The sequence below is a fragment of the Nocardioides dubius genome, assembly GCF_039528155.1.
Taxonomy (GTDB): Bacteria; Actinomycetota; Actinomycetes; order Propionibacteriales; family Nocardioidaceae; genus Nocardioides; species Nocardioides dubius.
Genome location: NZ_BAAALG010000003.1, coordinates 57,976 through 82,903, shown reverse-complemented (window position 1 = coordinate 82,903; position 24,928 = coordinate 57,976). Strand labels below are relative to the sequence as shown.

Annotated in this window: 29 protein-coding genes; 6 read left to right on the top strand and 23 right to left on the bottom strand. The window is 70.5% G+C overall.

What is annotated here, in order from left to right; all coding sequences use genetic code 11:
- Positions 1-21: 21 nt before the first annotated feature.
- Complete coding sequence (locus tag ABD151_RS04570; RefSeq protein WP_343991782.1) at positions 22-471, top strand: nuclear transport factor 2 family protein; 450 nt, start codon at positions 22-24, stop codon at positions 469-471.
- Here ABD151_RS04570 and ABD151_RS04565 read toward each other — a convergent pair.
- Both ABD151_RS04565 and ABD151_RS04560 read right to left on the bottom strand, forming a co-directional pair.
- Positions 468-1,823, bottom strand: a complete 1,356-nt coding sequence (locus ABD151_RS04565; protein ID WP_343991780.1) for a UDP-glucose dehydrogenase family protein — start codon at positions 1,821-1,823, stop codon at positions 468-470. The two genes, ABD151_RS04570 and ABD151_RS04565, sit on opposite strands and share 4 nt — an antisense overlap.
- 9 nt (positions 1,824-1,832) lie before the next feature.
- Positions 1,833-2,987, bottom strand: coding sequence for a glycosyltransferase family 4 protein (locus tag ABD151_RS04560; protein WP_343991778.1), 1,155 nt, complete (start codon positions 2,985-2,987; stop codon positions 1,833-1,835).
- A 151-nt stretch (positions 2,988-3,138) separates the two neighbouring features.
- Here ABD151_RS04560 and ABD151_RS04555 point away from each other — a divergent pair, with 151 nt between their 5' ends.
- A complete protein-coding gene (locus ABD151_RS04555) occupies positions 3,139-3,771 on the top strand; it encodes an NAD(P)H-binding protein (RefSeq protein ID WP_343991776.1) in 633 nt (210 codons plus the stop codon).
- Between the two features lie 147 nt (positions 3,772-3,918).
- Here the strand turns inward: ABD151_RS04555 and ABD151_RS04550 are convergent, their stop codons facing one another.
- Both ABD151_RS04550 and ABD151_RS04545 read right to left on the bottom strand, forming a co-directional pair.
- Positions 3,919-4,155 carry a hypothetical protein gene (locus tag ABD151_RS04550; RefSeq protein WP_343991774.1) on the bottom strand — a complete coding sequence of 79 codons (237 nt, stop codon included), beginning with the start codon at positions 4,153-4,155 and terminating at the stop codon, positions 3,919-3,921.
- A 71-nt stretch (positions 4,156-4,226) separates the two neighbouring features.
- The gene (locus ABD151_RS04545; RefSeq protein ID WP_343991772.1) at positions 4,227-4,757 is read right to left on the bottom strand and encodes a hypothetical protein; all 531 of its coding nucleotides are present in this window, start codon (positions 4,755-4,757) and stop codon (positions 4,227-4,229) included.
- An 84-nt stretch (positions 4,758-4,841) separates the two neighbouring features.
- On the opposite strand from ABD151_RS04545, the gene ABD151_RS04540 reads away from it, so the two are divergent.
- A complete protein-coding gene (locus tag ABD151_RS04540) occupies positions 4,842-5,282 on the top strand; it encodes a hypothetical protein (protein WP_343991771.1) in 441 nt (146 codons plus the stop codon).
- A 218-nt stretch (positions 5,283-5,500) separates the two neighbouring features.
- On the opposite strand, the gene rlmN is transcribed toward ABD151_RS04540, so the two are convergent.
- Positions 5,501-6,622 carry a dual-specificity RNA methyltransferase RlmN gene (gene rlmN, locus ABD151_RS04535; protein WP_343991770.1) on the bottom strand — a complete coding sequence of 374 codons (1,122 nt, stop codon included), beginning with the start codon at positions 6,620-6,622 and terminating at the stop codon, positions 5,501-5,503.
- 39 nt (positions 6,623-6,661) lie between these two features.
- Positions 6,662-7,462, bottom strand: a complete 801-nt coding sequence (locus ABD151_RS04530) for an META domain-containing protein (RefSeq protein WP_343991769.1) — start codon at positions 7,460-7,462, stop codon at positions 6,662-6,664.
- Positions 7,463-7,634: 172 nt separating this feature from the next.
- On the opposite strand from ABD151_RS04530, the gene ABD151_RS04525 reads away from it, so the two are divergent.
- Complete coding sequence (locus tag ABD151_RS04525; RefSeq protein WP_343991768.1) at positions 7,635-8,063, top strand: YciI family protein; 429 nt, start codon at positions 7,635-7,637, stop codon at positions 8,061-8,063.
- A complete protein-coding gene (locus tag ABD151_RS04520) occupies positions 8,060-9,325 on the top strand; it encodes an RNA polymerase sigma factor (protein WP_343991767.1) in 1,266 nt (421 codons plus the stop codon). Before ABD151_RS04525 ends, ABD151_RS04520 begins: the two co-directional genes overlap by 4 nt.
- An 82-nt stretch (positions 9,326-9,407) precedes the next feature.
- Here the strand turns inward: ABD151_RS04520 and ABD151_RS04515 are convergent, their stop codons facing one another.
- The 5 genes from ABD151_RS04515 to rpsB form a co-directional block, all read right to left on the bottom strand.
- On the bottom strand, positions 9,408-10,286 hold the full coding sequence (locus tag ABD151_RS04515) for a phosphatidate cytidylyltransferase (RefSeq protein ID WP_343991765.1): 879 nt from the start codon (positions 10,284-10,286) through the stop codon (positions 9,408-9,410).
- A 22-nt stretch (positions 10,287-10,308) separates the two neighbouring features.
- Positions 10,309-10,863, bottom strand: coding sequence for a ribosome recycling factor (frr, locus tag ABD151_RS04510; protein WP_343992376.1), 555 nt, complete (start codon positions 10,861-10,863; stop codon positions 10,309-10,311).
- Between the two features lie 68 nt (positions 10,864-10,931).
- On the bottom strand, positions 10,932-11,648 hold the full coding sequence (gene pyrH, locus ABD151_RS04505) for a UMP kinase (protein WP_343991763.1): 717 nt from the start codon (positions 11,646-11,648) through the stop codon (positions 10,932-10,934).
- 125 nt (positions 11,649-11,773) lie between these two features.
- A complete protein-coding gene (tsf, locus tag ABD151_RS04500) occupies positions 11,774-12,586 on the bottom strand; it encodes a translation elongation factor Ts (protein ID WP_343991761.1) in 813 nt (270 codons plus the stop codon).
- A gap of 36 nt (positions 12,587-12,622) precedes the next feature.
- Positions 12,623-13,471 carry a 30S ribosomal protein S2 gene (gene rpsB / locus ABD151_RS04495; RefSeq protein ID WP_343991759.1) on the bottom strand — a complete coding sequence of 283 codons (849 nt, stop codon included), beginning with the start codon at positions 13,469-13,471 and terminating at the stop codon, positions 12,623-12,625.
- A gap of 406 nt (positions 13,472-13,877) precedes the next feature.
- Here rpsB and ABD151_RS04490 point away from each other — a divergent pair, with 406 nt between their 5' ends.
- Positions 13,878-14,525: a M23 family metallopeptidase gene (locus ABD151_RS04490; RefSeq protein ID WP_343991757.1), complete on the top strand. Its 648-nt coding sequence runs from the start codon at positions 13,878-13,880 to the stop codon at positions 14,523-14,525.
- Here the strand turns inward: ABD151_RS04490 and ABD151_RS04485 are convergent.
- From ABD151_RS04485 to rimM, 12 genes are all read right to left on the bottom strand, one after another.
- On the bottom strand, positions 14,409-15,350 hold the full coding sequence (locus ABD151_RS04485) for a tyrosine recombinase XerC (protein ID WP_415629955.1): 942 nt from the start codon (positions 15,348-15,350) through the stop codon (positions 14,409-14,411). The genes ABD151_RS04490 and ABD151_RS04485 overlap by 117 nt on opposite strands.
- Before the next feature lie 43 nt (positions 15,351-15,393).
- Positions 15,394-16,539 (bottom strand): DNA-processing protein DprA, encoded by a 1,146-nt coding sequence (gene dprA, locus ABD151_RS04480; protein WP_343991753.1) that lies wholly within the window; start codon positions 16,537-16,539, stop codon positions 15,394-15,396.
- The gene (locus ABD151_RS04475; RefSeq protein WP_343991751.1) at positions 16,536-18,125 is read right to left on the bottom strand and encodes a YifB family Mg chelatase-like AAA ATPase; all 1,590 of its coding nucleotides are present in this window, start codon (positions 18,123-18,125) and stop codon (positions 16,536-16,538) included. The genes dprA and ABD151_RS04475 overlap by 4 nt, the downstream gene beginning before the upstream one ends.
- Complete coding sequence (locus ABD151_RS04470; RefSeq protein WP_343991749.1) at positions 18,125-18,484, bottom strand: YraN family protein; 360 nt, start codon at positions 18,482-18,484, stop codon at positions 18,125-18,127. The genes ABD151_RS04475 and ABD151_RS04470 overlap by 1 nt, the downstream gene beginning before the upstream one ends.
- Positions 18,485-18,595: 111 nt before the next feature.
- Positions 18,596-20,251 carry a pilus assembly protein TadG-related protein gene (locus ABD151_RS04465; protein WP_343991747.1) on the bottom strand — a complete coding sequence of 552 codons (1,656 nt, stop codon included), beginning with the start codon at positions 20,249-20,251 and terminating at the stop codon, positions 18,596-18,598.
- Complete coding sequence (locus ABD151_RS04460) at positions 20,248-20,625, bottom strand: TadE family protein (RefSeq protein ID WP_343991746.1); 378 nt, start codon at positions 20,623-20,625, stop codon at positions 20,248-20,250. The genes ABD151_RS04465 and ABD151_RS04460 overlap by 4 nt, the downstream gene beginning before the upstream one ends.
- Before the next feature lie 179 nt (positions 20,626-20,804).
- Positions 20,805-21,113: a DUF2469 domain-containing protein gene (locus ABD151_RS04455; protein ID WP_343991745.1), complete on the bottom strand. Its 309-nt coding sequence runs from the start codon at positions 21,111-21,113 to the stop codon at positions 20,805-20,807.
- Positions 21,110-21,817, bottom strand: coding sequence for a ribonuclease HII (locus ABD151_RS04450; RefSeq protein WP_343991744.1), 708 nt, complete (start codon positions 21,815-21,817; stop codon positions 21,110-21,112). Before ABD151_RS04450 ends, ABD151_RS04455 begins: the two co-directional genes overlap by 4 nt.
- Positions 21,814-22,623, bottom strand: a complete 810-nt coding sequence (lepB, locus tag ABD151_RS04445) for a signal peptidase I (RefSeq protein WP_343991743.1) — start codon at positions 22,621-22,623, stop codon at positions 21,814-21,816. The genes ABD151_RS04450 and lepB overlap by 4 nt, the downstream gene beginning before the upstream one ends.
- Positions 22,624-22,660: 37 nt before the next feature.
- The gene (gene rplS, locus ABD151_RS04440; protein ID WP_343991742.1) at positions 22,661-23,011 is read right to left on the bottom strand and encodes a 50S ribosomal protein L19; all 351 of its coding nucleotides are present in this window, start codon (positions 23,009-23,011) and stop codon (positions 22,661-22,663) included.
- Between the two features lie 197 nt (positions 23,012-23,208).
- A complete protein-coding gene (gene trmD / locus ABD151_RS04435; protein WP_343991740.1) occupies positions 23,209-24,354 on the bottom strand; it encodes a tRNA (guanosine(37)-N1)-methyltransferase TrmD in 1,146 nt (381 codons plus the stop codon).
- The gene (gene rimM / locus ABD151_RS04430) at positions 24,351-24,893 is read right to left on the bottom strand and encodes a ribosome maturation factor RimM (protein WP_343991739.1); all 543 of its coding nucleotides are present in this window, start codon (positions 24,891-24,893) and stop codon (positions 24,351-24,353) included. The genes trmD and rimM overlap by 4 nt, the downstream gene beginning before the upstream one ends.
- Positions 24,894-24,928: the final 35 nt, after the last annotated feature.

Genomic DNA, 24,928 nt, shown 5'->3' with positions numbered 1-24,928 from the left:
CTGCTCGCTAGCCTCCGGGGCATGGAACCCGCTGTCGCGATCACCAACCTCCTCTATCGCTACGCCGAGGCCTTGGACGGCGGCGACTTCGCCGCAGCCGCCGGCCTCTTCGCCCGTGCCGAGGTCCGGCTCGGCGGCGGCCGCACCGTCACCGGCTCGGCGCCGATGATCGCGTTGTGGGAGCAGAGCGTGCGGCTGTACCCGTGCGGGACTCCCCGCACCAAGCACGTGATCACCAACCCGATCATCGAGGTCGACGAGGTGGCCGGAACCGGCACCTGCCGGTCGTACTACACCGTGCTGCAGGCCACCGAGGCCCTGCCGCTGCAGACGATCTGCTCCGGGCGCTACCACGACGCGTTCGCTCGCGACGACGACGGCGTCTGGCACTTCACCGCGCGCGACTACTCGCTCTTCGACCTCAGCGGCGACCTCAGTCACCACCTGCTGATCACCCCGCGCACCAGCTAGCCGGCTGCCACCCGGTCCTGCGTCACGAGCGGCAGCACGGTTCCCGGACGACGGAACTCCCACCCCGCCGCCAGCCACCTGGCCGCGTCGAGGGTGTTGCGGGCGTCGATCAGCACCGGGTTGCGGACGATCGCGCGCAGCCGGACCGGGTCCAGCGAGCCGAACTCGGGCCACTCGGTGAGGTGCAGCACCACATCCGCCTTGCGGCAGGCAACGTGCGGGTTGGCGGCGTAGCGCAGCTGCGGTGCGACCGACCTCGCCCGCACGGCCGCCACCGGGTCGTAGACGGTGACCAGTGCCCCGGCCCGGTGCAGGCGCTGGGCCACCTCCAACGCCGGGGAGTCGCGGACGTCGTCGGAGTGCGGCTTGAACGCCGCACCCAGGACCGCGACCCGGCCGGCCCGCCATCCCGGGCCGCCGCGCAGCACCTCCAGAGCCTCGGCGACGATCCGGTCCCGGCGTCGTTGGTTGATCTCCTCCACGCCACGCAGGAACGCCACCGACTCACCTGAGCCGAGCTCGTCCGCGCGTGCGATCAGCGCCCTCACGTCCTTGGGCAGACAGCCTCCGCCATAGCCGAGGCCGGCCCCGAGGAACTGGGCGCCGATCCGCTCGTCGTGGCCGAGCGCGCGGGCCAGGGTGAGGACATCGGCACCTGCCGCCTCACAGAGCTCGGCCATCGCGTTGATGAAGGAGATCTTGGTGGCCAGGAAGGCGTTCGCGGACACCTTGACCAGCTCGGCGGTGGCCAGATCCGTGACCACCACCGGGACGCCGTCGGCGATCGGACGGGCGTAGACCTCACGGAGCAGCCACTCGGCGCTGGGCCCGGCGCAGCCGAAGACGAGGCGGTTGGGGTGCAGCGTGTCGTGCACGGCATGACCCTCGCGCAGGAACTCCGGGTTCCAGGCCACCTCGACCGCGATCCCGGGCTGGATCAGCGACGCGATCCGCCGGGTCAGCTGCTCGGCGGTGCCGACCGGCACGGTGGACTTGCCCACCACCAGCGCGTTGCGTCGCAGCAGCGGCGCCAGCTCGGCGATCACCGCATGCACCGCGCTCAGGTCGGCCGCGCCGGTGAGGCTCTGCGGCGTGCCGACGCAGACGAAGTGCAGATCCGCCTCCGCTGCGGCCTGGGCCATGCTGGTGGTGAACCGCAGCCGCCCGGTCTGCACATGGCGGCGCAGCAGCTCGGGCAGCCCGGGCTCGTGGAAGGGCACCTCGCCGCCCGCCAGCGCGCGGATCTTGACCGGGTCGGTGTCGACGCCGATCACGTCGAAGCCGAGCTCTGCCATGCCTGCGGCGTGGGTGGCGCCCAGGTAGCCGGTGCCGATGACCGAGATCGTGACCATGCCGCGCCCCTATCCCGCCAGCTCCAGGGGGCGTCGCCGTTCGGCGATCACCTCGCGGTAGTGGCCGACCAGACGCCGGTTCACCACCGGCCAGGACCGGTCCAGCACGCTCGGCCGCGCTGCGGCGGCCAGGGAGAGCCGAAGATCCGGGTCGCCGGCGAGCTCGCGGACGGCGTCGGCGAAGGCGATCGGGTCACCGGGACGGTAGAGGATCCCCGCCTCCGGGGCGACCACGTCGATCGGCCCGCCGCTGCGGGGAGCGACCACCGGCACACCGCTCGCCAGGGCCTCCTGGGCGGCCTGGCAGTAGGTCTCGTGACGTCCGGTGTGCACGAAGATGTCGAGGCTGGCGTGGGCAGTGGCCAGCTCCTCGCCGTGCAGCACGCCGAGGAAGGCCGCGCCGGGCAGTGCCTTGCGCAGCTCGGACTCGACCGGGCCGCCGCCCACGATCACCAGCCGGGACCCGGGAATCGTGCGCAGGTGGCGCAGCAGGCCAAGCTCCTTCTCCGGCGCGAGCCGGCCCACGTAGCCGATCAGCAGCTCGCCGCCGGGTGCCAGCCGAGAGCGCAGGGCATCGTCGCGCCAGCTGGGATGGAAGAGGTCGAGGTCCACCCCTCGTGGCCAGCGGCCCAGGCGTGGGATCCCCAGATGGGTCAGCTGATCGAGACTCGCCGTCGACGGCACCAGCGTGCGATCGGCGTGGTCGTGGATCCGGCGGGTGAGTGCCGTCATCGCTCGCACCCCGCCGGGAAGGTCGTACTGCAGGGCGAAGCCGACCAGGTCGGTCTGGTAGATCGCGACCACCGGTATGCCGAGCTCCCCGGCGGCGCGCACCGCCTGGTGGCCCAAGGTGGCCGGCGAGGCGACGTGGACCACGTCGGGCTGGAAGCGCAGCATGGTCGCCCGAAGCCGGCGCCGGGTCTCCAGGCCGATCCGGAACTCCTTGTAGAACGGCAGCTTGGTGCCACGGGCATGGTGCACGGGGAAGCCGGCGTAGGTGTCGGGGCCGGTCGGCGCCACCAGCTCGGCGCGGTGCCCCTCGGCGGCGAGATGCTCGAGAACGCGGCGCACCGAGTTGGTGACGCCGTTGACCTGCGGCAGAAACGATTCGGTGACGACCAGCACCTTCAGTGCCGGCTGACCGTCGCGCGCTGTGGTGATCATCAACGCTCCTTGCGATGCGGAGGAACCTCGTCATCGGTGACGCTAGGGAGCAGCCGCCAACGCCGCGGGCGCGTGAGATGGACGACACGTGAACGATCCGGCAACGTCCATTCCATGGCCGCGACGCGAGCCGACGGCGTAGCCTGCGGCGGTGACCTCCTTGCTGATCCTCGGTGCGACCGGGGCCGTCGGTGCTCGAGCCGTCGAAGCCGCCCTGGCGGACCCGCGGGTGTCCCGGGTGGTGGCGACCACACGGCGTCCGCTGGCACCACGCGAGGGTCTGGACAACCGGGTCCTCGACTTCACCGCGCTTGATCCCGACGACGAGGCCTGGCGCGTCGACGCGGTGGCCTGCGCGATCGGCACCACCCGCTCGATCGCGGGGTCGGCGGCGGGCTTCCGCGAGATCGACCACGACGTGCCGGTGCAGATCGCGGGCTACACCCGGGCCGCCGGCGCCACCTCCTACGCCCTGGTCACCTCCGTCGGAGCAGATCCGCACTCGCGCAACTTCTACCTCCGGGTCAAGGGCGAGACCGAGCGCGACCTGAACGCGATCGGCTTCGACTCGCTCACCCTGATCCGCCCCTCCGGCCTGGTCGGTGGGGTGCGCACCCGCCCGGCCAACCTCGGCGACCACCTGGCCGAGGCCAGCCGCGCGGTGCGCGGACTGATCCCGCGTCGCTACCGCCCGGTCCATGTGGACCGGGTGGCACGGGCCCTGGTGGACAGCGCGGTCACCGCGGCACCCGGCGTCACGGTGCGGGAGTCGGAGAGCCTGTAGCCGGCTCTGGCCGGAACGTGACCGTCTCGACGGTGGCGTACAGGGCTGCCTCGAACTGGTCTCCGAGGCCCGGTCGCCGTGCGTTGAGACGCAGGACCGCCTGGATGAACTCGATCCGTGCCTCCGGATGGAAGCCCGGATCTACGCTCATGCCTCGCGAACAGGCCGCAGAGCTGCGAGCTCAGCCTTGATCTCCGACATCGGAACGGTCTGGACGCGCTCACCCACGATGTCGTCCACCCTGCTGGCGATCTCCGCTGACCACGCCGGGTGCAGCGTCTCCTGAGCTGCCTGCCTGCGAGCGGCGAGCTCCATGACCAGCTCGTCCTGCACGGCGTCGGGCAGCCCGAGTACGAGGTCGAGCACCTCTGCGGGAACGGTCATGGCCTCATGCTACGCCGCATCGCAGCACCGAGACGGCGATGCGCGACGGCCTGTGGAAGACCGCGGCCAGCTCAGTGTGCGATCGCCTTGAGCAGCACGACCAGCGTGGCGACCCCCATCAGCACCGCCGTCAGCAGCACCCGCTGCCAGGTCGGGATCGGCGTGCGCCGCACCGCGAGGTAGACGAAGAGCCCGAGGCTGAGGATGACCGCGCCCACGCCCAGGCGTAGGGCGAGCTCGACGTCAAGGAGGCTCAGCCCGGCCAGCACCAGCAGCAGCATCGGCACCACGCCGGCGCTCACGATCTGCCAGGTCGCGCCGGCCATGTGCGCCCAGTCGCGGCGGCTCAGGCCCCGGCCATGGCTGGCCAGGTGCGCCAGCAGCTCGGCCACCAGGCTCGCCGCCCACAGGCTGAGCAGCGCCAGAGCGACGTCCAGTGCTGCGGTCCACGCCTCCTCGGCAGTGCCGTGCCCGGCGTGCCGGGTCAGCAGGAGCAGCGTCGTCAGGCAGGCGAACGCGCCGTAGATCCGCTCCTTGAGGTGCGCGCGCACCTCGTCGGGTGCCATGCCCTCCATCGCCTGGCGGCGGCGCGAGGGGCTCATCGGGCGCACAGGTCTGGGCCGGTCATGGCCCCATCATGCCTGTAGCCGGCAGCCCTGTCGGACCCGTCGACGATGCTGACGAACGTGGGCACCCACATCTTCATCGATGAGACCAAGGCCAAGGGATACGTGGTCGTCGCCGTCTTGTGTCCTGACACCAGCCTCAGTCTGGCGCGCAGAGCCATCGGCGGTCTTGTGCTCCCTGGTCAGCGCTCGATCCACATGAAGCAGGAGGGTCCCCGCCGCCGACAGGCGATCGCCGACGTGGTCACCGGTCTCGTTCCGTCAGGCGTTCACGCTGTCGTCCTCGACGCGGGCCGGGGGCCGAGTCCTGAACGGGTCCGTCGCAAGCGCGCGTTGGAAGCGATCGTGGAACTGGCTGCGCATGGCAGTCCCGCGAGTCTCGTCATCGATCTGGACCAGCCCCTGCTGGCTCTGCCCGACGTCGTCGCATGGTGTTGGGCCCGGGGCGGTGAATGGCGGCGACGCGTCAGTCCGGTGGTGTCCCACACGCTGGAGGTCTGAGAAGCGCGAAACCCGAGCGCCACGTCCGTCCGGACGGGTCTCGGGTTCACTTCCTGACACGGAACGCGCCAGACACCGTCAGTCTAGGGCCACCCGCTCAGCGTGCCAATCCTCTTCAGTGGTGCCAGGGACTGTGGCTGGCCAGGTTCGCCAGCACCTCGGCCACCTGGCTCGCCGTCCACAGGTCATGGCCCCATCATGCCTGCCGCCGAGCAGTCTCACTCCACCGCAGCGAGCTGGCCGCAGGCGCCGTCGATGTCCGAGCCGCGGGTGTCGCGCACCGTGGTGGAGATGCCCTTGGCCTCCAGGCGGCGCACGAACTCACGCTCGTCGGCCGGGTCGGAGGCCGTCCATTTGGAGCCCGGAGTGGGGTTCAACGGGATCAGGTTGACGTGCACCCAGCCGCGGCCGCGCTCGTTGAGCACGTCGGCCAGCAGGTCCGCACGGTGCGCCTGGTCGTTGATGCCGCGCATCATCGCGTACTCCACCGAGACCCGTCGTCCGGTCTTCGCGAAGTACTCGTGCGCGGCGTCCACGGTCTCGGCGACCGAGAAGCGGGTGTTGATCGGGACCAGCTCGTTGCGCAGCTCGTCGTCGGGTGCATGCAGGCTCAGCGCGAGCGTCACGGGGATGCCCTCGTCGGCCAGCTGCTTGATCCGCGGCACCAGACCCACGGTGGAGACGGTGACGTGGCGCGCCGACATGCCGAGGCCGCCCGGAGCCGGGTCGGTGAGCCGGCGCACGGCGCCGATCACGGCCTTGTAGTTGGCCAGCGGCTCGCCCATGCCCATGAAGACCACGTTGGAGACCCGGCCGACGCCGCCGGCGACCTCGCCGCGCGTCATCGCGCGGGCACCGGCCACGACCTGCTCCACGATCTCGGCCGTCGACATGTTGCGCTGCAGGCCGCCCTGGCCGGTGGCGCAGAACGGGCAGGCCATCCCGCAGCCGGCCTGGCTGGAGACGCACATGGTGGTGCGGTCCTTGTAGCGCATCAGGACCGACTCCACGAGCGCGCCGTCGAAGAGCTTCCACAGCGTCTTCACCGTGGTGCCCTTGTCGGCCTCGAGCCGGCGCAGCGGCGTCATCAGCTCGGGCAGCAGCGCCTTCACCAGGTCGTCGCGTTGCCCGGCCGGGAGGTCGGTCATCTCGGCCGGGTCGTCGACCAGGCGCGCGAAGTAGTGGTTCGAGAGCTGCTTGGCGCGGAAGCCGGGCAGTCCGGCGTCGATCAGCAGCTGCTTGCGACCGGCCTCGTCGAGGTCGGCCAGGTGCCGCGGCGGCTTCTTGCGACCGCGCGGCTCGTCGAAGACCAGGGGAAGGGGCTTGGGGTTCACACTCATGGCGCTACCAGTGTCCCATCGGGACCCAGCAGGCGCGAATCACTGCGCGACGAGGCCGAGGCCGGTACCGGAGGAGGCGTTGCTGAGCGTCAACCGGGCCTCCTCGATCCGCACGCCCACCTCGCCGTCCAGGGTCGCCACGATCGCCGCCTCCACCTCACGACCCAGGGCATCCGGGCAGGCCCGCTTGGTGAGCATCAACGGGCCGAGGGTCAAGGTCTCCCCCGCCAGCGTCGCGGTGGCGCGCCCGGTGTTGCAGCCCGTGTCCAGCGCGAGCGTGGTGCCGTCGTACTCCAGCCAGGCCTCGACGCCGACGGAGCTGACGGCGTCCGCCGCGATCAGGCTCTCCAGCGCCCACCGCTGACCAGTCAGCTCGCGGTCGGGCGAGACCTCCTCGCGATCCGCGACCCGCAGCACGACGTCGGCGCCGCTGAGCTCGCCGTCGGTGACGGTCAGCGGCGCGGCGAGCACCTCGGCCAGCCAGGTGTCCTGCTTCATCAGCGGCTCCGGGCAGGCCATCTGGGTGGTGGCCAGCTGCCCGACGACGAGCTGGTCGTCCTCGGTGGTGTAGGTGCCGTTCATGGTGTTGCAGCCGGCTGTGATGCTGACGGTTCTCTCCGCGAAGGCCAGCCGGATCTCGCTGCCCGCCACCAGGTCGCGCGGCTCGCCGCCCTCGGTGACGCCGGTGACCACCAGGGTCCGACCAGCCAGCGGTCGCAGCGACGCGTCGTCGGAGGCGGTCGCGTCGCCGTCCCCGTCGTCGCCGCAGCCGGCGAGTCCGCCGAGGAGTCCGACGGCGGCCAGCACCGTCCCTGCCACCCGTGCACGACCACTGCGCATCGTTGCCCTCCGCTCCATCCGCTCCGCCCGGTCCCACCCCACGATGACCGATCTTGACGACCGGATCATCACTTCTCAAGAATTTCTCTGCGCCGTGTCGATCCTGGCCCGTGCCGTTCGACTGATGGGTGAGCGGGTCCGAGGGCGGACCCACCGAATCGAGGAGTCAACCATGAAGTACATGCTGATCTGGCGGATGAGCGACGAGGCCCAGGAGGCCTTCGCGGGCGCCGAGTTCGACATGGACGAGATGCTGGAGACCATGGGCCGCTTCAACGACGAGCTGATCGAGGCCGGGGTGCTGCTCGCCGCCGAGGGACTGGACCCGGACCCTGCGGCGGGCGTCGTCGTCGACTACTCCAGCCAGCCGCCGCTGGTGACCGACGGCCCCTACGGCGAGACGAAGGAGCTCTTCGGCGGCTTCTACGTGCTCCAGGTCGCCTCCATCGAGGAGGCGGTCGCGTGGGCCAAGCGGATGCCGGGTGCCGCGCCCGGGATGAAGACCGAGATCCGCCGGGTGACCACGATCGACGAGTTCCCCCAGGACAACGTGTGGATCCAGAAGGAGCGCGCCTGGCGGGAGTCCGTGGGCCAGCTGTGAGCGGAGCGACCGAGAGCCGGCGCGCCGTCGAAGCCGTGTGGCGGATCGAGTCCGCCCGGATCGTCGGCGCGCTGGCGCGCTTCACCCAGGACTTCACGCTGGCCGAGGATCTCGCGCAGGAGGCGTTCGCCCAGGCGCTGGTCACCTGGCCGCGCGACGGCGTCCCGCAGAACCCGGCCGGTTGGCTGTTGACCGTAGGACGCCGACGGGCGGTGGACGGGTTCCGCCGCCGGGCCTTGCGCGACGATCGCTACCGCACGCTCGCGGCCGAGGTGGCGATCGAGCAGCGCGCGAACGAGGACAGCGACCTGGCGATCGACCCCGACCAGGTCGAGGACGACCTGTTGCGGCTGGTCTTCATCGCCTGCCACCCGATGCTCTCCCCCGAGGCGCAGGTGGCGCTGACCCTGCGCACGGTCGGCGGCCTGACCAGCGACGAGATCGCCCGCGCGTTCCTGGTCCCGACGGCGACCGTGCAGGCCCGGATCACCCGGGCCAAGAGGACCCTGGCCGCGGCCCGGGTCCCGTTCGCGCTGCCCGACGCACACGAGCGGCGCGACCGGCTCCGCCAGGTGCTGAGCGTGATCTATCTGCTCTTCACCGAGGGCTCGACGGCGACCAGTGGCGAGGCAGCGATCCGCTTCGACCTCGCCGCCGAGGCGATCAGGCTGGCCCGGATCGTGGCGCGGTTGGTGCCCGACGAGTCCGAGCCGCTGGGCCTGCTCGCACTGACCGAGCTCACCGCGGCCCGGTTCGGTGCCCGGGTCAGCGCGCAGGGTGCGCCGATCCTCCTGGAGGACCAGGACCGGCGCCGTTGGGACACCGGGGCGATCCGGCGCGGCCGGGCCGCGCTCGAGCAGGCCGGACGCACCGGCCGTGGCCTCGGCCCGTACGGACTGCAGGCGGCCATCGCGGACTGCCATGCCCGCGCCACCTCGGTCGCGACCACCGACTGGAGCACCATCGTGACGCTCTACGAGGCGCTGGAGCGGATCGCGCCGTCCCCGATCGTCACCTTGAACCGTGCCGTCGCGCTCTCCATGGCGACCGGCCCCGCGGCAGCGTTGGAACTGGTCGATGCACTCGCTGCCGAAGGCCGGCTGCGCGGCAGCCACCTGCTGCCCAGCGTCCGCGGCGAGCTGCTGCGGCGCCTGGATCGCACCCCGGAGGCGGTCGCCGCCTTCGAGGAGGCCTACACCCTCTGCCCCAGCCCCCGCGAACGCGAGACCCTGGCCGCGAAGATCGCCCTCCTTGCCACCTAGGCCCGATCGTCCCTAACGTTTTGGTTGCTGAACCTGTGTTTCAGCAACCAAAACGTTAGGGACGATCCGGGAATGGTGGGGGCTAGAAGACGAGGTAGTGCAGCAGCAGCCAGATCGGGGCGATGGTGGCGAGGAGGGAGTCCAGACGGTCCATCAGGCCGCCGTGGCCCGGGATGATCTGGCTCATGTCCTTGATGCCGAGGTCACGCTTCATGACCGACTCGCAGAGGTCGCCGAGGGTCGCCATCACCACGGCGATCAGGCCCAGCAGGACGCCGACCCACCAGTCGCCGTCGAGCAGGTAGACCACCAGGGCCCACCCGGCGAGCACGCAGAAGAGAGCCGATCCGGCGAAGCCCTCCCAGGACTTCTTCGGCGAGATGACCGGAGCCATCGGGTGCTTGCCGAAGAGCACGCCGGCCACATAGCCACCGATGTCGGAGGCGATGGTGACCAGGATGAAGACCACGATGCCCTTGACGCCGTCGTCCCAGCGGTCGAAGTCGGTGGCACCGCCCTCGGCCAGCAGCAGCGCGACGAACGAGCCGAGGAAGGGCACGTAGATGAGCGTGAAGACCGAGGCTGAGGCGTTCTTCACGTAGCCGTCGACGCCGCGGCGCAACAGCCACAGCATCACCACGAGAGCGGTGACCGCGGTCGCGGTGACCAGGGCGGGGGCGCCCCAGAAGTAGGCGACCACGACCATCACCACGCCGCCCACCATCAGCGGCTGCTCGGGGAGGTCGATGCCCTTGGCGGCCAGGCCACGGCCGAGCTCCCACAGCGCCACGACCACTGCCACGGCGACGATCACCATGAAGGCGGTCTTGTAGAACCACAGCGAGGCGGCGATCGCCGAGAGCAGCACGACGGCCGAGCCGATGGCGGCCGGAAGGTTGCGGCCGGCGCGCCCGTGGTCCTTCTTGGGCGCGGCCGGCGGCATGGCGGACGAGGTCGTCATCGCAGTCGAGTGAGGAGGTCGCTCAGACCTCCAGCAGCTCGGCTTCCTTGTTCTTGAGCATCTCGTCGATGGCGTCGGTGTGCTTCTTCGTGGTCGCGTCGAGCCGCTTCTCGGCACCGGTGACGTCGTCCTTGCCGACCTCGCCGTCCTTCTCGAGCTTCTCGAGGTTCTGCTTCGCGGTGCGGCGCACGTTGCGCACCGAGATCCGGCCGTCCTCGGCCTTGCCCTTGGCCACCTTGATGAACTCCTTGCGGCGCTCCTCGGTGAGCTCGGGGAAGACGCAGCGCAGCACCTTGCCGTCGTTGGCCGGGTTCACGCCCAGGTCGCTGTCGCGGATCGCCCGCTCGATGGCAGGCACCGAGCTGACGTCGAACGGGGCGATGATGATCACCCGCGGCTCCGGCGAGGAGAAGGAGGCGAGCTGGTTCAACGGCGTCTGCGAGCCGTAGTACTCGGCAGTGATCTTGTTGAACATGCTCGGGTGCGCGCGACCGGCACGGATCGCCGCGAACTCCTCGCGGGTAGCCTCGACCGACTTGCCCATCTTGTCGTCGGCCTCAGCCAGAACCTGGTTGATCACGGTTTCTCCTCGAGTGGCCCGTAGCGAGCCGTTGGTGGTCTGTTGCGATGGTGCGGGCGCCGAGCTCAGCTCTCAGCGCTGACGAGCGTGCCAATCTTCTCACCCTGCACGACCCGCAGGATGTTGCCCTCGGGCTCCATGCCGAAGACGATCATCGGCAGCTTGTTCTCGCCGCAGAGCGCGAAGGCGGTCTGGTCCATGATCCGCAGGCCCTGGGCGATCGCGTCCTCGTAGGTGACGTGGTCGAGCTTGACCGCCGTCGGGTCGAGGTGCGGGTCCGCGGTGTAGACGCCGTCGACGCCGCTCTTGGCGACCAGGACGACGTCGCACTTGCTCTCCAGCGCGCGCTGGACGGCGACCGTGTCGGTGGAGAAGAACGGCATGCCCATGCCGGCCCCGAAGATCACCACGCGGCCCTTCTCCATGTGCCGGATGGCCCGGCGCGGGATGTAGGACTCGGCCACCTGGCCCATGGTGATCGCGGTCTGCACCCGGGTCTCGACCCCGAGCTTCTCGAGGAAGTCCTGCAGCGCCAGGCAGTTCATCACGATGCCGAGCATGCCCATGTAGTCGGCGCGGACGCGGTCCATGCCGCGCTGCTGGAGCTCGGCCCCACGGAAGAAGTTGCCGCCCCCGGTGACCACGGCGATCTGGACACCTGCGTCAGCGACGGCCGCGATCTCGCGGGCCACCTTCTGCACCACGTCGGGGTCGACCCCGACCTTGCCGCCGCCGAAAACCTCGCCGGAGAGCTTGAGCAGCACTCGCTTGTACGACGTCATGCATGTCCCTTCGATACCTACCACACCTGCTGTTTGCCAGGGTTGAACTTACACGCAAGGGCCGGCACGACATGAGTCGTACCGGCCCTCGCAGAGCTGTTACGGGATCCCCGTCACAGGATGGCTCAGGCGCCAACCTCGAAGCGCGCGAAGCGCTTGATGGTGGTGCCGGCCTCCTCGAGGACCTTGCCGACCGACTTCTTGCTCTCGGTCACGGAGTCCTGCTCGAGCAGGACGATCTCGCGGAAGAAGCCACCGATGCGGCCCTCCACGATCTTGGTGACGGCAGCCTCGGGCTTGCCCTCCTCGAGGGTCTTCTTCTCGAGGACGGCGCGCTCGGCGGCGACGACGTCGGCGGGGACCTCGTCGCGGGTGAGGTACTGCGCCTTCATCGCGGCGACCTGCATCGCAGCGGCGCGAGCGGCCTCCTCGTTGCCCTCGAACTCCACCAGCACGCCGACGGCGGGCGGCAGGTCGGCCGCACGCTTGTGCATGTAGGTGGTGGTGTTGCCGTCGAAGTAGGCGACCTGACCGAGCTCGATCTTCTCACCGATGGTGATGGCCAGGCCCTCGACGACCTCGCCGACGGTCTTGCCGTCGAGCGGGAGCGCCTTGGCGGCCTCGGTGTCGGTGGCCTTGCCCGCGTTGACCGCCTCGGCGATCTTCTGAGCGGCCTCGATGAAGGACTCGTTCTTGGCCACGAAGTCGGTCTCGGACTTGATCTCGACCAGCGCGCCACCAGCGGTGACGACCAGACCGGCGGAGGTCTCGCGCTCAGCGGCACGGGAGGCGGCCTTGGCCGCGCCCTTGACGCGGAGCAGCTCGACGGCCTTGTCGAAGTCGCCGTCCGTCTCGGTCAGCGCCTTCTTGCAGTCCATCATGCCGGCCTGGGTCAGCTCACGGAGCTTCTTGACGTCGGCAGCGGAGAAGTTAGACATATTTCTTCTTCCTAGACAGGAGTGGTCGGTGAGCGGTCAGGCCTGCTCGGCCGGAGCCTCAGCAGCGGCCTCAGCCGGCGCCTCAGCAGCCGGAGCCTCAGCAGCGGCCTCGGCCGGAGCCTCAGCAGCGTTGCCCTCGAGCAGCTCGCGCTCCCACTCGGCCAGCGGCTCGGCCGGGGCGTCGTTCTTGGCACCGCTGCGGGCGATCAGACCCTCGGCGACGGCGTCCGCGACCACGCGGGTCAGCAGGCCGACGGCGCGGATGGCGTCGTCGTTGCCCGGGATCGGGAAGTCGACGACGTCCGGGTCGCAGTTGGAGTCCAGGATCGCGATGATCGGGATCCGCAGCTTGCGGGCCTCCTCAACGGCGAGGTGCTCCTTGTTGGTGTCGACGATCCACACGGCCGACGGGGTGCGGTTCATGCCACGGATGCCACCAAGGGTGCGGTCGAGCTTGATGTGCTCGCGCTTCATGTGAAGCAGTTCCTTCTTGGTGCGGCCCGAGCCGGCAACGGTGTCGAAGTCGACCTCGTCGAGCTCCTTGAGACGCGCGATGCGCTGGTTCATCGTCTGGAAGTTGGTGAGCATGCCGCCCAGCCAACGCTGGTTCACGTAGGGCATGCCGACGCGGGTCGCCTGCTCGGCGATGGCCTCCTGGGCCTGCTTCTTGGTGCCCACGAACATGATCGTGCCGCCCTTGGCCACGGTCTCCTTGATGAAGGCGTAGCTGCGGTCGATGTAGGACAGCGACTGCTGGAGGTCGATGATGTAGATGCCGTTGCGCTCGGTCATGATGAAGCGCTTCATCTTCGGGTTCCAGCGACGGGTCTGGTGTCCGAAGTGGACGCCGCTCTCGAGGAGCTGGCGCATGGTCACGACTGCCATGTCGATCTTCTTCCTGGTTGTCGCCACCGGCTCACCCCTGTGGCACACCTTGGCCCGTTGACGGGAGGTGGCCGGGTTCGACGGCGGCTGGGTGTTTTCAGTTGCTGCGCTCGACGGGTGTCGATCGCCCTGACGCCCGCGCGCGAGCCGATCCCGGCCATCTCGACCTGGAACTGAGGCCCGACGCCCGCGGTGGTTCGAGATTCCAGGGAACCCCGCCGCGGTCAGCAGACGTGCGAAGTCAACCCACGGGTGGGTTGCCAGCGATCAGTCTATGCCGCGACCCCCGCTGGTGCGAATCGAGGCGGGAGCCGTTCACCCTCCACAGTCGCCGCTCCCCCATGGGCCTCCCCAGCCGGCAGCGCAGCGATCGCCCCAGCGCCCGCGCTCCCCGAGGATCGACGCCATGACTGCTGCTCCCCACGGCTCACTCGGGCCCGTCGTCCGTCGGCTGGGCTGCCTGCTTCTCCTCCTCGGAGGCGGGTGGCTCGCGATCGCGGGCGGGCCGACGGCGGCCGACGAGCCGAGCAGTCACGGCGCAGGGGTCTGGCCCCTGCTCCCGCGCCCCACGGTGTCTGCCGCCTTCGACGCTCCGGCAGCACCGTGGGAGCGTGGCCATCGCGGGGTCGACCTGGTCGGCACCGTCAGCCAACCGGTGCGTGCCGCGCTGGCCGGCCGGGTCACCTTCGCCGGGCGGATCGCCGGTCGGGGCGTGGTCGTGGTCGAGCACGGCGCCACCCGCACCACCTACGAGCCCGTCGCCGCCTCCGTGCGGCGCGGGGCCAGCGTCGCCGGTGGCGCGGTCATCGGACGACTCGAGCTGCTCGGCTCGCACTGCGCCCCGGCTGCCTGCCTGCACTGGGGCTGGCTCCGCGGCGAGACCTACCTCGACCCGCTTGCCCTGATCGGCCCGTTGCCGGTCCGTCTGCTGCCCTTCTCAGGCGCGTGGATGGGCCTGCTGATAGGCGGCGCGCAACCGCTCGCTGGAGATGTGGGTGTAGAGCTGGGTGGTGGCCAACGAGGCGTGGCCCAGCACCTCCTGGACCGACCGTAGGTCGGCGCCGCCCTCGAGCAGGTGGGTCGCCGCGCTGTGGCGCAGCCCGTGCGGCCCGATGTCGGGTGCCCCGGGCACCTCACGCATTCGGCGGTGCACCAACGAGCGGACCGCGCGCTGGTCGATCCTGCCACCACGCACCCCCAGGAAGAGCGCAGCGCCCGAGCCCTCGGCACGCAGCTCGGGCCGGCCCAGGGCCAACCAGCCCCGCAGCGCTTCGCTCGCGGGCACGCCGAACGGGATCGTGCGCTCCTTGCGCCCCTTGCCGAAGACCCGCACCACGCGCCGGTCGAAGTCGAGGTCGTCCAGATCCAGTCCGCAGAGCTCGCCGACCCGCATGCCGGTGGCATAGAGGAGCTCCAGGATCGCGTCGTCGCGCAGCGCGACCGGCGCGGACTCCTCCCGCTCGTCGGGCGCGGGCGCCGGTTCGAGGAGCGCCCGCGCCTCATCGGCGCGCAGGACCGGAGGCAGGGTCTTCGCCATCTTGGGCGAGAGCAGCGCCGCGCCCGGGTCGCTCGGGATCCGCCCGGTGCGGCAGAGCCAGGCCGTGAAGACCCGCGCCGCGGTCGCTCGCCGCGCCATCGTGGTCCGCGCCTTGCCCAGGGTCTTCTGCTTGGCCAGCCAGCTGCGCAGCACCGTGAGATCCAGCTCTGCCAGGTCGTCGACGCCGAGCCGCTGCGCGTGCTCCAGCAGCGAGGTGAGATCCCCCAGATAGGCCCGCACGGTGTGCGAGGTGAGGTCGCGCTCGGAGAGCAGGTGCCGCTCGTAGGCGGCCAGCACCTGGGCGAAGGCCTCCGGGAGCTCGACATCGGACACAGGACCCAGGCTAGTGGCGCGCCCGCCGCCCAACGGCTTCCGACACGGGCCACTAGTGCCGTGCGCGTGCCCGGTGACTCAGACGCCACCGCGCGTCGGCACATTCGACCAGGCCGAGCGCCAGCAGCTGGGTGAGCACGTCGTGCACCTCCCGCACCCCGATCCCCGCCGTCCGGGCGATCGACTCGGTGCCGGCAGGCTGGACCGCGGGCACCGCGTCCAGGACCTGGCGCTGCCGGGTGCCGAGCCGATCACGCGGGCCGCTCGGGTTCGGCTCCTCGACCGGGTGCACCCGCCCCATCGGCTCGGTCAGCTCCAACACCTCGGCGGCCGTGGTGACCAGCGTCGCGGCGCCGTCCCGGATCAGCCGGTGGCACCCCTCGGAGGTGGCGCTGGTGACCGACCCGGGGACGGCCATCGTCTCCCGGTTGAGCTGACTCGACCAGCGGGCGGTGTTCAGCGCGCCGCTGCGCGACGCCGCCTCCACGACGACGGTCCCGCGGGCCAGGGCGGCGATGATCCGGTTGCGGGCCAGGAACCGCACCCGCATCGGCGCCCACCCCGGCGGCGCCTCCGAGATCACCGCACCGTGGGCGGCAAGGTGCTCGAGCAGGTCGCGGTGCGCCGCCGGATAGACCCGGTCGACACCACAGGCCAGCACCGCGACAGTGGCGCCACCGACGGAGAGCGCCCCCCGATGTGCGGCCTCGTCGATGCCGAACGCCGCTCCCGAGACGACCGGTACGCCGGCCCGCCCCAGGTCCGCGGCGATCCGCGCCGCGGTGGTACTTCCGTACCCGGTCGCCGAGCGGGCGCCGACGACGGCCACCGCCGAGGTGAGCTCGTCGAGCCGGATCGGGCCACGCACCCACAGGCCCAACGGGACGCCGCCCCGGTCGCTGAGCACTCCGGCATGCGCAAGGGCATCGAGCCCGCTCGGCCACTCGGCGTCACCGGGCATCACGAAGCGGATCCCATGCCGTGCGGCCCGCTCCAGCTGGCGGGCAGGATCCGCCTGGGCCAGTCGGGTGGCCACGTCCAATGCGCCGGGCTCCTCGCTCCCGGGCTCGAGCAGGCGGCGCCGCAACTCGGCCGCGCCCCATTCCTGCGCCAGCGCACAGACCTGCGGATCGCCGGGCTCGGCCATCAGGTTGAGCGCGATGCGGGCCAGCCGGTCGGCCTCCGGGGCGGTGCTCATCGCCGCTCCCCGGTCAGGTGCGCCGCCGGGAGCGGGGCGCCGGTGCGCAGCGCCAGCGCAAGCGCCACCTCGGCGACCCCGGGCCGCTCGACGCCGCCGAGGTCGGCGATGGTCCAGGCGAGCCGGTGCACCCGGACGCCACCACGTTGGGTCAGCAGACCGTCCCCGACGGCCTGATCGACCAGCGTGCGCCCCTCCGGCTCCAGTGGCCAGCATGCGCTCAGCGCCGGGCCGGGTGCCTCCGCATTGAGCCGCCAGCCCTGCCCGCCGTAGCGCTCACGCTGGCGCCTGCGTGCAGCCGTCACGCGTTCGCGGACCACCGCACTGGACTCGGCGGCTCGGTAGCCGGGGCTGGTGCCGAGCGCGCTCGGCGTCACCTCTCGGACGATGTCGACGCGGTCGATCAGCGGACCGGAGAGCTTGCGCCGGTAGCGCCGCCGCGCGGACTCCTCGCAGTCGCAGCGCGAATGGCCCGGGTGTGCGGTGTAGTTGCCGCAGGGACACGGATTGCAGGCCAGCACGAACAGGCAGCGGGCGGGGAAGGTCGCGCTCTCCTCACCCCGGGCCAAGGTCACCTCGCCGGACTCCAGAGGTTGTCGCAGCGCCTCGAGCAGGTCGGCACTGAAGAGCGGGAACTCGTCGAGCACCACCACTCCCCCGTGGCAACGGCTCACCATGCCCGGGCGAACCCGGCCGCTGCCACCGCCCAACAGGCTGGTCCTGCTGGCGCTGTGGTGCGGGGCGGCGAACGGAGGCCGGCGGACCAGCCCACCGGCGGGATCGAGGTCGTCACCCAGCGAGAGCACGGCAGTGAGCTCGAGGGCCTCCTCCTCGTCGAGATCCGGCAACAGCCCGGGGATGCGCTCGGCCAGCGACGTCTTGCCGGCCCCCTTCGGCCCGGACAGCAGAAGATGGTGACCGCCCGCGGCGGCGACCTCGGCGGCGTACTTCTCCTCCTCCAGCCCGCGCAGATCGGCAAAGTCCAGCTGCACCAGGCGATCCTCGCCCCGCCAGCGCAGCAGGCTGGCGCGGGCCGGCAACGGGACCTGCTCCGCATCGGGCACCTCCCAGCCCGCGAGCAGCGCCACCGTCTGTGCCAGCGAGCGGACCCCGATCACGCTCAGCCCGGGCACCAGCACCGCCTCCGCCAGCTGGGCCTCCGGCACGAAGATCCGCCGACGGCCGTGCGCCGCAGCCGCCAGCGCCATCGGCAGCACGCCGGGCACCGGGCGGACCAGACCGTCCAGACTCAGCTCGCCGATCAGCACCGAACCGTCGAGCGGCACCCGCTTGAGGCGCTCGTCGGTGGCGAAGACCACGCCGACGGCGACCGCGAGATCGACGTGTGAGCCGCGCTTGGGCAGCCCCGCGGGCGAGAGCAGGATGGTGAGCCGGCGCGTGTTGGGCCAGGAGAAGCCGCTGTTGGTGACCGCCGCGCGGCACCGCTCGCGGCCCTCACTGATCGAGGCGTCGGCGCGGCCCACCAGACTGGTGGCGACCACGCCGGGCGAGACGTCGATCTGGACGTCGACCAGATGCCCGACCGTGCCCTGCAACACGATCGTGCGGGCGGTGGCGACCGGCATCAGCCCACCCCCGCGACATGCTCGATGGTGGCGGCGGCACCGCGTGGTGCGAGCACGCCGACCAGGTCGATCCGTACCTGCGGCGCGTGCACCCCATGTGCGGCGATCCACTGGGCGGCAAGGCGTCGCAGCCGTGCGAGCTTCTGGGCGCCCACCGCCTCCAGCGGGGTGCCCTGGCCCAGGCCGCGCCGGGTCTTGACCTCACAGAAGACCAGCACCTCGCCGTGGCGCAGGACCAGATCCAGCTCACCCGCCGGGCAGCGCCAGTTGTGATCGAGCAGCACCATGCCGCCCTGGATCAGATGTCGTGCCGCCAGGGCCTCGCCGTAGGCCCCGAGCGCCTGCTTCGTCGTCGCCATCGCCTCGACCTCCTTCGAGATCAAGGCTCACCGATCATCCCCGGACGCAGGCGCGTCGTCGTCTCCCCAGGGGAGACGACGACGCCCGAGTCGGTTGTGGACGAGAAGCGGTCAGCCGCGCAGCGCCGGCGTCCCGCAGTTGGGCTCGCGGAGCACGAAGACGTCCGCACCGCTCACCTGCAGGCCGAGCGTCTGCAGCAGCGGGCTGAGCACGAACTTGTCCAGGCCCTGCAGCAGCGGGTTGATCAGCAGGTCCAGGATCGGGTTGAGCACCCAGCTGAGCAGGGCACCGATCGGCAGGTTGAGGACCTTCAGCTGGCTGGTGTTCACGTGCAGCACCGGCAGGCCGATGTTCCCGTTGCCCACCGGCAGCGCGACGTCGTAGTCGCCGTCGTTGATGATCACCTTGGTGACCTCGCCATTGGTCGGCGCGGTTCCGGTGATGGTGATCGGGCCCTCGATCACGCCCAGCAGGCCGAACTTCGCCTTGATCTCCAAGGAGAGGTTGACTGTGGCCAGGCCGTCGCTCACCTTCACCGTCACCGACTTGTTGGGGCGGCACTTGGCGTTGGTGATCCGGCCCTCGGCCGCACCCACGTTGATCTCGCCGTGCAGTGCGACCTTGGTCTCGATCTTGGTCAGCCCCAGCGGGTCGAGCACGCCGAGCGGGACGAAGGAGAAGTCGAGCGCGGTCGCGTCCAGCGAGACGCCCACCTGCGAGGTCTTGGCGATCCCGTCGTTGCAGGCAGGTCGCAGCGGCTCGGTGATGTGCGCCTTGGCCTGGACCTTCGCCAGCGGGCCGAGGTTGACGTTGAGCTGTGGGATGGTGACCGCGTTGTCGCCGTTGGCGACGAAGGCCGCGGTGGAGACGAGGTCCAGCAGGTTCAGTGCTGCCGAGAGACCGGACGCCCCGCCGGTGCCGACGTCGAGCAGCTCGCCGAGCGGGATCTTGATGTTCGGCACCTTCAGCGCCAGCGTCTGCAGCAGGCCGACCGCCGCGGTGTTGCCCGACTGCTGTTGCAGCGCGGTCGCCGTGGCCAGGTAGAAGTCGGCCAGACCGAGCAGCTGGTTGCCCTCGATCAGCTCGCCGACGGTGCCCGCCGCCGTGTTGACGTCGACCAGGTTCAACAGCTCGAGGTTGACCGCGGCCAGTGCGTTGTAGTCGCCGACGCCGAGGTTGAGGTCGCTGTCCAGGAAGCCGAGGAGCGGGCCGAGGAGCGGCGAGTTGCCGGTCTTCAACCGGGCCGCGTACGAGCCCAGCTGGATGCAGACCTTCTTCTGCGCCTCGGCATAGGCGGTCTTGGTCACCCAGCCCTCGTTGGCGTAGATCGGGAAGAAGTAGTCGATCTTGGTCCGGGTGATCACCCGGACGTGGGTGGCCGGAGCGCCGTTGCTGTCGGTGAAGGTCTTCGTCACCCGGTCGTAGACACCGGGGGTCGCGCAGATCTGGTTCCCGCTCAGTGCCGTGGTCGAGGCGGTGCAGGAGGTGACCGTGAGCGCCTCGCCCACGCTGTCGCGGTTGCGGTTGATCGAGTCGGAGAGCCGGGCCTCCCACGTGGAGCCGACCAAGGCCGACGACGAGCGCCCGTCGAGCCCACGTGCCATGTCGAAGGCGACGACGTCGGCGACCGCCTGCATGTCGCGCGCGGCGACCCGCTGATAGCCGAGGTCGACGGCGAAGGAGGCCATGCCGACCAGGATCACGACCATGATCGCGACGAAGGGAGCGACCGCTCCCCGCTCGTCGCGCTGCTTGGCGGCGATCACGGGTTGATCTCCGCGCTGGAGGAGAACGAGAGGCTGCTCGGCATCGGGATCAGCGGGATGTCGAACGGGTCGAACGTGTCGTAGTTGAGGGTCACCGTGACCGTCGCGCACTGAGCCGTGCTCGACCCGCAGGGCGCCACCGCGGCGGTGCAGGTCAGCCCGTTGCTGCCGCAGGAGAGGTCGCCGGTGCCCTCCATCGCCCGGTTCACCGCACTGATCGCGGCGCCGCTCGGGTCCTCCTTGGCGACTGCGGCGGCGCGAGCTCCCTCCGCTGCCGCCTGGGTGAGCGCCTGGCGGACGCTGAACATGTAGGCGTAGGTGATGATGCCGAACAGGATCAGACACAACGGGATCACCAGCAGAGCGAACTCCACTGCTGAGGCGCCATCCTCATCCCGACCGCGAACGCGCGCGCGAACCATCCACCCACCCCACGTCAACAAGTGACGGACACCCCTGCCCGTCGCGGTCAGGATAGGTTCCGAAAGCCCCGACTGTCCTAGTTTCGGAGGACTAGGACCAAAGTCGGTCTAGACCAGGGTCGAGGGGTGCTTCAGGCCTTCGGCGGCTCGATGTCGGCAGGCGCCAGCTCCTCCACGTTCACGTCCTTGAACGTCAGCACCTTGACGTTCTTCGCGAACCGCGCGGGGCGGTACATGTCCCAGACCCAGGCGTCGCCCATCGACACCTCGAAGAAGACGTCGCCCTGCTCGGTGCGCGCCTTCACATCCACCTGGTTGCACAGGTAGAACCGCCGGTCGGTCTCGACGACGTACTTGAAGATCGAGACGACATCGCGGTACTCGCGATAGAGGTTGAGCTCCATCTCGGCTTCGTACTTCTCGAGATCCTCAGTGCTCACAGAGCCTCCTTCACGGCAGCGGTCAGCGCAGAGTCTAGTGGCCGTTCGGCTTCCACTCCCGGCAACCGCCAGGAGACCCGGTGTTGCGGCGACGGGCCCAGCTGGGCGAGCGCCGCGATGTGCTCCGGAGCCGAGTACCCCTTGTTCTCACTCCAGCCGTAGCCGGGATGCTCGCGGTCGAGGGCGATCATCAGCGCATCGCGCTCGGTCTTCGCCAGCACGCTGGCCGCCGCGACGGCGGCACACGTCATGTCGGCCTTGATCTGGGTGACCACCGGAGGCATCACCGTCTCCAGACCGGGCTCCGGGAGCAGGCTCAGCTGCTCGGGCGGCGTCAGGTAGTCGTGGTTGCCGTCGAGCAGCACCAGGTCGGGCAGGGTGCCCAGCCGGCCCAGCGCCCGCTGCCCGGCCAGGCGCAGCGCCGCCATGATCCCGAACTCGTCGATCTCGGCCGAGCTGGCATGCCCCACGCCGTAGGCGAGCGCCCAACGCTGGATCCGCGGCACCAGCCGAAGCCGGGCGGCCGGCGTCAGCAGCTTGCTGTCGCGCACGCCCTGGGGCGCGGTCCTGGTCTCCAGGCTGATCAGGACGGCACCGATGCTGACCGGGCCGCTCAGCGCGCCGCGGCCGACCTCGTCGAGGCAGGCCAGGTGGGTCCGCCCCTCACGCAGCAGACGCCGCTCGTACCTCAGGGTCGGCTTCACTGCGGGTCCGGGACGTCCTCGAAGACCTCGGGGCGGCTGAGCTTGTCGAAGCGGTTCGCGGGCCAGATCAGCGCCCACACCTTGCCGACGACGTTCTCGATCGGCACCAGGCCCCGCGTCGGCGGGCACTGCTCGGCCTTGGGGTTGCGGCACATGTGCGCGGTGGAGTCGGCGCTGTGCTCGCGGTTGTCGCCCATCACCAGCAGGTACCCGTCCGGGATCGTGGTGGGGCGCAGCTTGCACTGCACCATCGGTGCGGCACAGCCGTCGCTCTGCGCGATGTACTCGCTCTCGTCGATCGGCTGACCGTTGATCGAGAGCCGGCCCTCGCTGTCGCAGCACTCGACGGTGTCGCCGGGGATGCCGATCACGCGCTTCACCAGGTGGCCGCCGGTCGGGTAGAGCCCGACCTTGGTCAGCGCCTTGGAGAAGATGTTGCTGGGACCGGACTCCTCGGTGAAGGAGAGCCAGTTGTCCGGGTCCTTGAAGACCACCACGTCGCCGCGCTCCGGCGTGCCGCTGCCCCAGTAGGAGACCTTCTGCACCAGGATCCGGTCGTTCTTGATCAGCCCCGGCTCCATCGACTCCGAGGGGATGTAGAAGGCCTGGACGAAGAAGGCCTTGATCACCACGGCCAGGACCAGGGCGAGCACGAGCAGCAGGATCGACTCCAGCCAGACCGGGAGCGCCTTGCGCTTGGCCTTCGGCGCCGGAGACGGCAACGACCGCGACGCCTCCTCGGGAGCGGACTCGGGGCCAGTGGCCCCGTCCGATTCGGGGAGATCGTCGCGGTCGTTTGAAGTCACGCGGCAGAGCCTAACCAGAGACTGGTCGGCGTGGCACTCAGGCCTCGCGACGCTCCTTGATCTTGGCTGCCTTGCCGCGCAGGTCGCGCAGGTAGTACAGCTTCGCGCGACGCACGTCACCGCGGGTCACGACCTCGATCTTCTCGAAGATCGGGGAGTGCAGCGGGAAGGTGCGCTCGACGCCGACACCGAAGGAGACCTTGCGCACGGTGAAGGTACGGCCGATGCCGGAACCGTGCACGCGGATCACCACGCCCTGGAACACCTGGACACGCGAACGCGAGCCCTCGATGACCTTGACGTGGACCTTGATGGTGTCACCGGCACGGAAATCCGGGACGTCGTCGCGCTTGATGGCGGAGTTGAGCTGGTCGATGACGTTGGTCATGATCTCTCCTCGCGGGCGCCACAGGTCAGCCGCGGAATCGGTGAAGCATGATTCGGATGATCCAGAGCGTGCTGGTCGGCACTGCGCGCACCCCCTGTGGCAGGTGTGCGAGCCGCTTCCCGGGGTGAAGGCTCCGGGCAAGGTCGACCGACTGGACCGAGGAAGAAGTTTGCCATACCGGACGGGGCCCGGCTAAATCACCGGCGCTTGGTGAGCACCACGGTCGCCTCGTCGCCCGGCAACGTGCCCGCACGTCGGTAGCCGGCCTTGCGGTAGAGCCGCAGGTTGCGCTCACTGGAGGCTCCGGTGAAGAGCCGGAGCGTGCGCGCCTCGGCAGGTGCCGCGGACTCGGCGAACTCGAGCAGTCGTCGGCCGAGGCCACGACCCTGGAGGTCGGCGGCGACCATGATCCGGCCGATGTCCCAGACGTCGTCGTCGAGCCGGGCGCGCACCGCCGCCACCAGGCGACCGTCGAGGCGGGCCACCCAGGTCCGCCACTCCCCCAGCCAGGACACGACGTCGTCGAGCGACTCGTGCAGGGCGGGGATGTCGAGGCGATCGTTGACCAGCGCCTCCTGCAGCCAGCAGGCGCGTTGCAGCACCAGCAGCTCGGCGGCGTCAGCACGGACCGCCGGCACCAGATCCAGGTCGTCGGCGATCGCCGAGGCCGGCAGCAGATCGGGCCGGCGCTCCGCGGTGCGCCGCACCGCCTGGTCGTGGCGCCAGGTGGCGATCGCGCCGTGGTTGCCCGAGAGCAGGACCGGCGGCACCTCGTGGCCGCGCCACTGCGCGGGCTTGGTGTAGACGGGGTACTCCAGCAGGCCGTCCTCGTGCGACTCCTCGACCAGCGAGTCGGGGTTGCCCATGAATCCGGGCAGCAGCCTGATGGTCGCCTCGGCGATGGCGAGCGCGGCCACCTCGCCGCCGTTGAGCACGTAGTCGCCGATCGAGATCTCCAGCACCTCGGCGCGGCCGGCGGTGTCGTCGATGACCCGCTGGTCGATCCCCTCGTAGCGACCGCAGGCGAAGACCAGGTGCTCACGCTGAGCGAGCTCACGGGCGAACGCCTGGGTCAGCGGCCGCCCGCTGGGCGTGGTGAAGACGACGGTGCTCCGCTCGCCGAGCAGCTGGTCGAGGGCCTCGCCCCACGGCTCGGGCTTCATCACCATCCCGGCGCCGCCGCCGTAGGGGGTGTCGTCGGTGCTGTTGTGCCGGTCATGGGTCCACTGGCGCAGGTCGTGCACGGCGATGTCGATCAGGCCCTTGTCGCGGGCCTTGCCGGCCAGCGACAGCTCCAGGGGCGCGAAGTAGTCGGGGAAGATCGAGACCAGGTCGATCCTCATTCGTCCTCCATCGGCGCGACCAGGCCCGGGCGGTCCGCGACCACGACCCGGTTGCCGGCGACGTCGACCTCGGGCACCAGCGCCTTCACGAACGGCACCAGCGTCGGACGGCCGTCGGTCGCCTTGATCGCCAGCAGGTCCTGGGCGCCGTGCACCAGCGAGGTGACCTCGCCGATCCGCGCGCCGTCCAGGTCGAAGACCGCCAGCCCGATCAGCTGGTGGTCGTAGAACTCGTCCGGGTCCTCGGGCGTGGCCTCGGCGTCGATGGTGGCGTGCAGCAGGACGCCGCGCAGCGCCTCGGCACTGTTGCGGTCGCCCGCCTCCTCGAAGCGGGCCAGCAGCACGCCCTGGTGCCAGCGGGTGGAGACCACGGTGACGCCGCGCAGCGCCAGGGTCGAGCCCTTCGGCGCCTGCGCCCGCAGGGTGTTGCCGACGGCGAAGCGCCGCTCGGGCTCGTCACTGCGCACGTCGATGGTCACTTCACCACGGATGCCGTGCGGCTTGCCGATCCGGCCGACCAGAACCTCGATCTCACTCACGGAGGACCACCTTAATGGGAGGGAATGGCAACGAC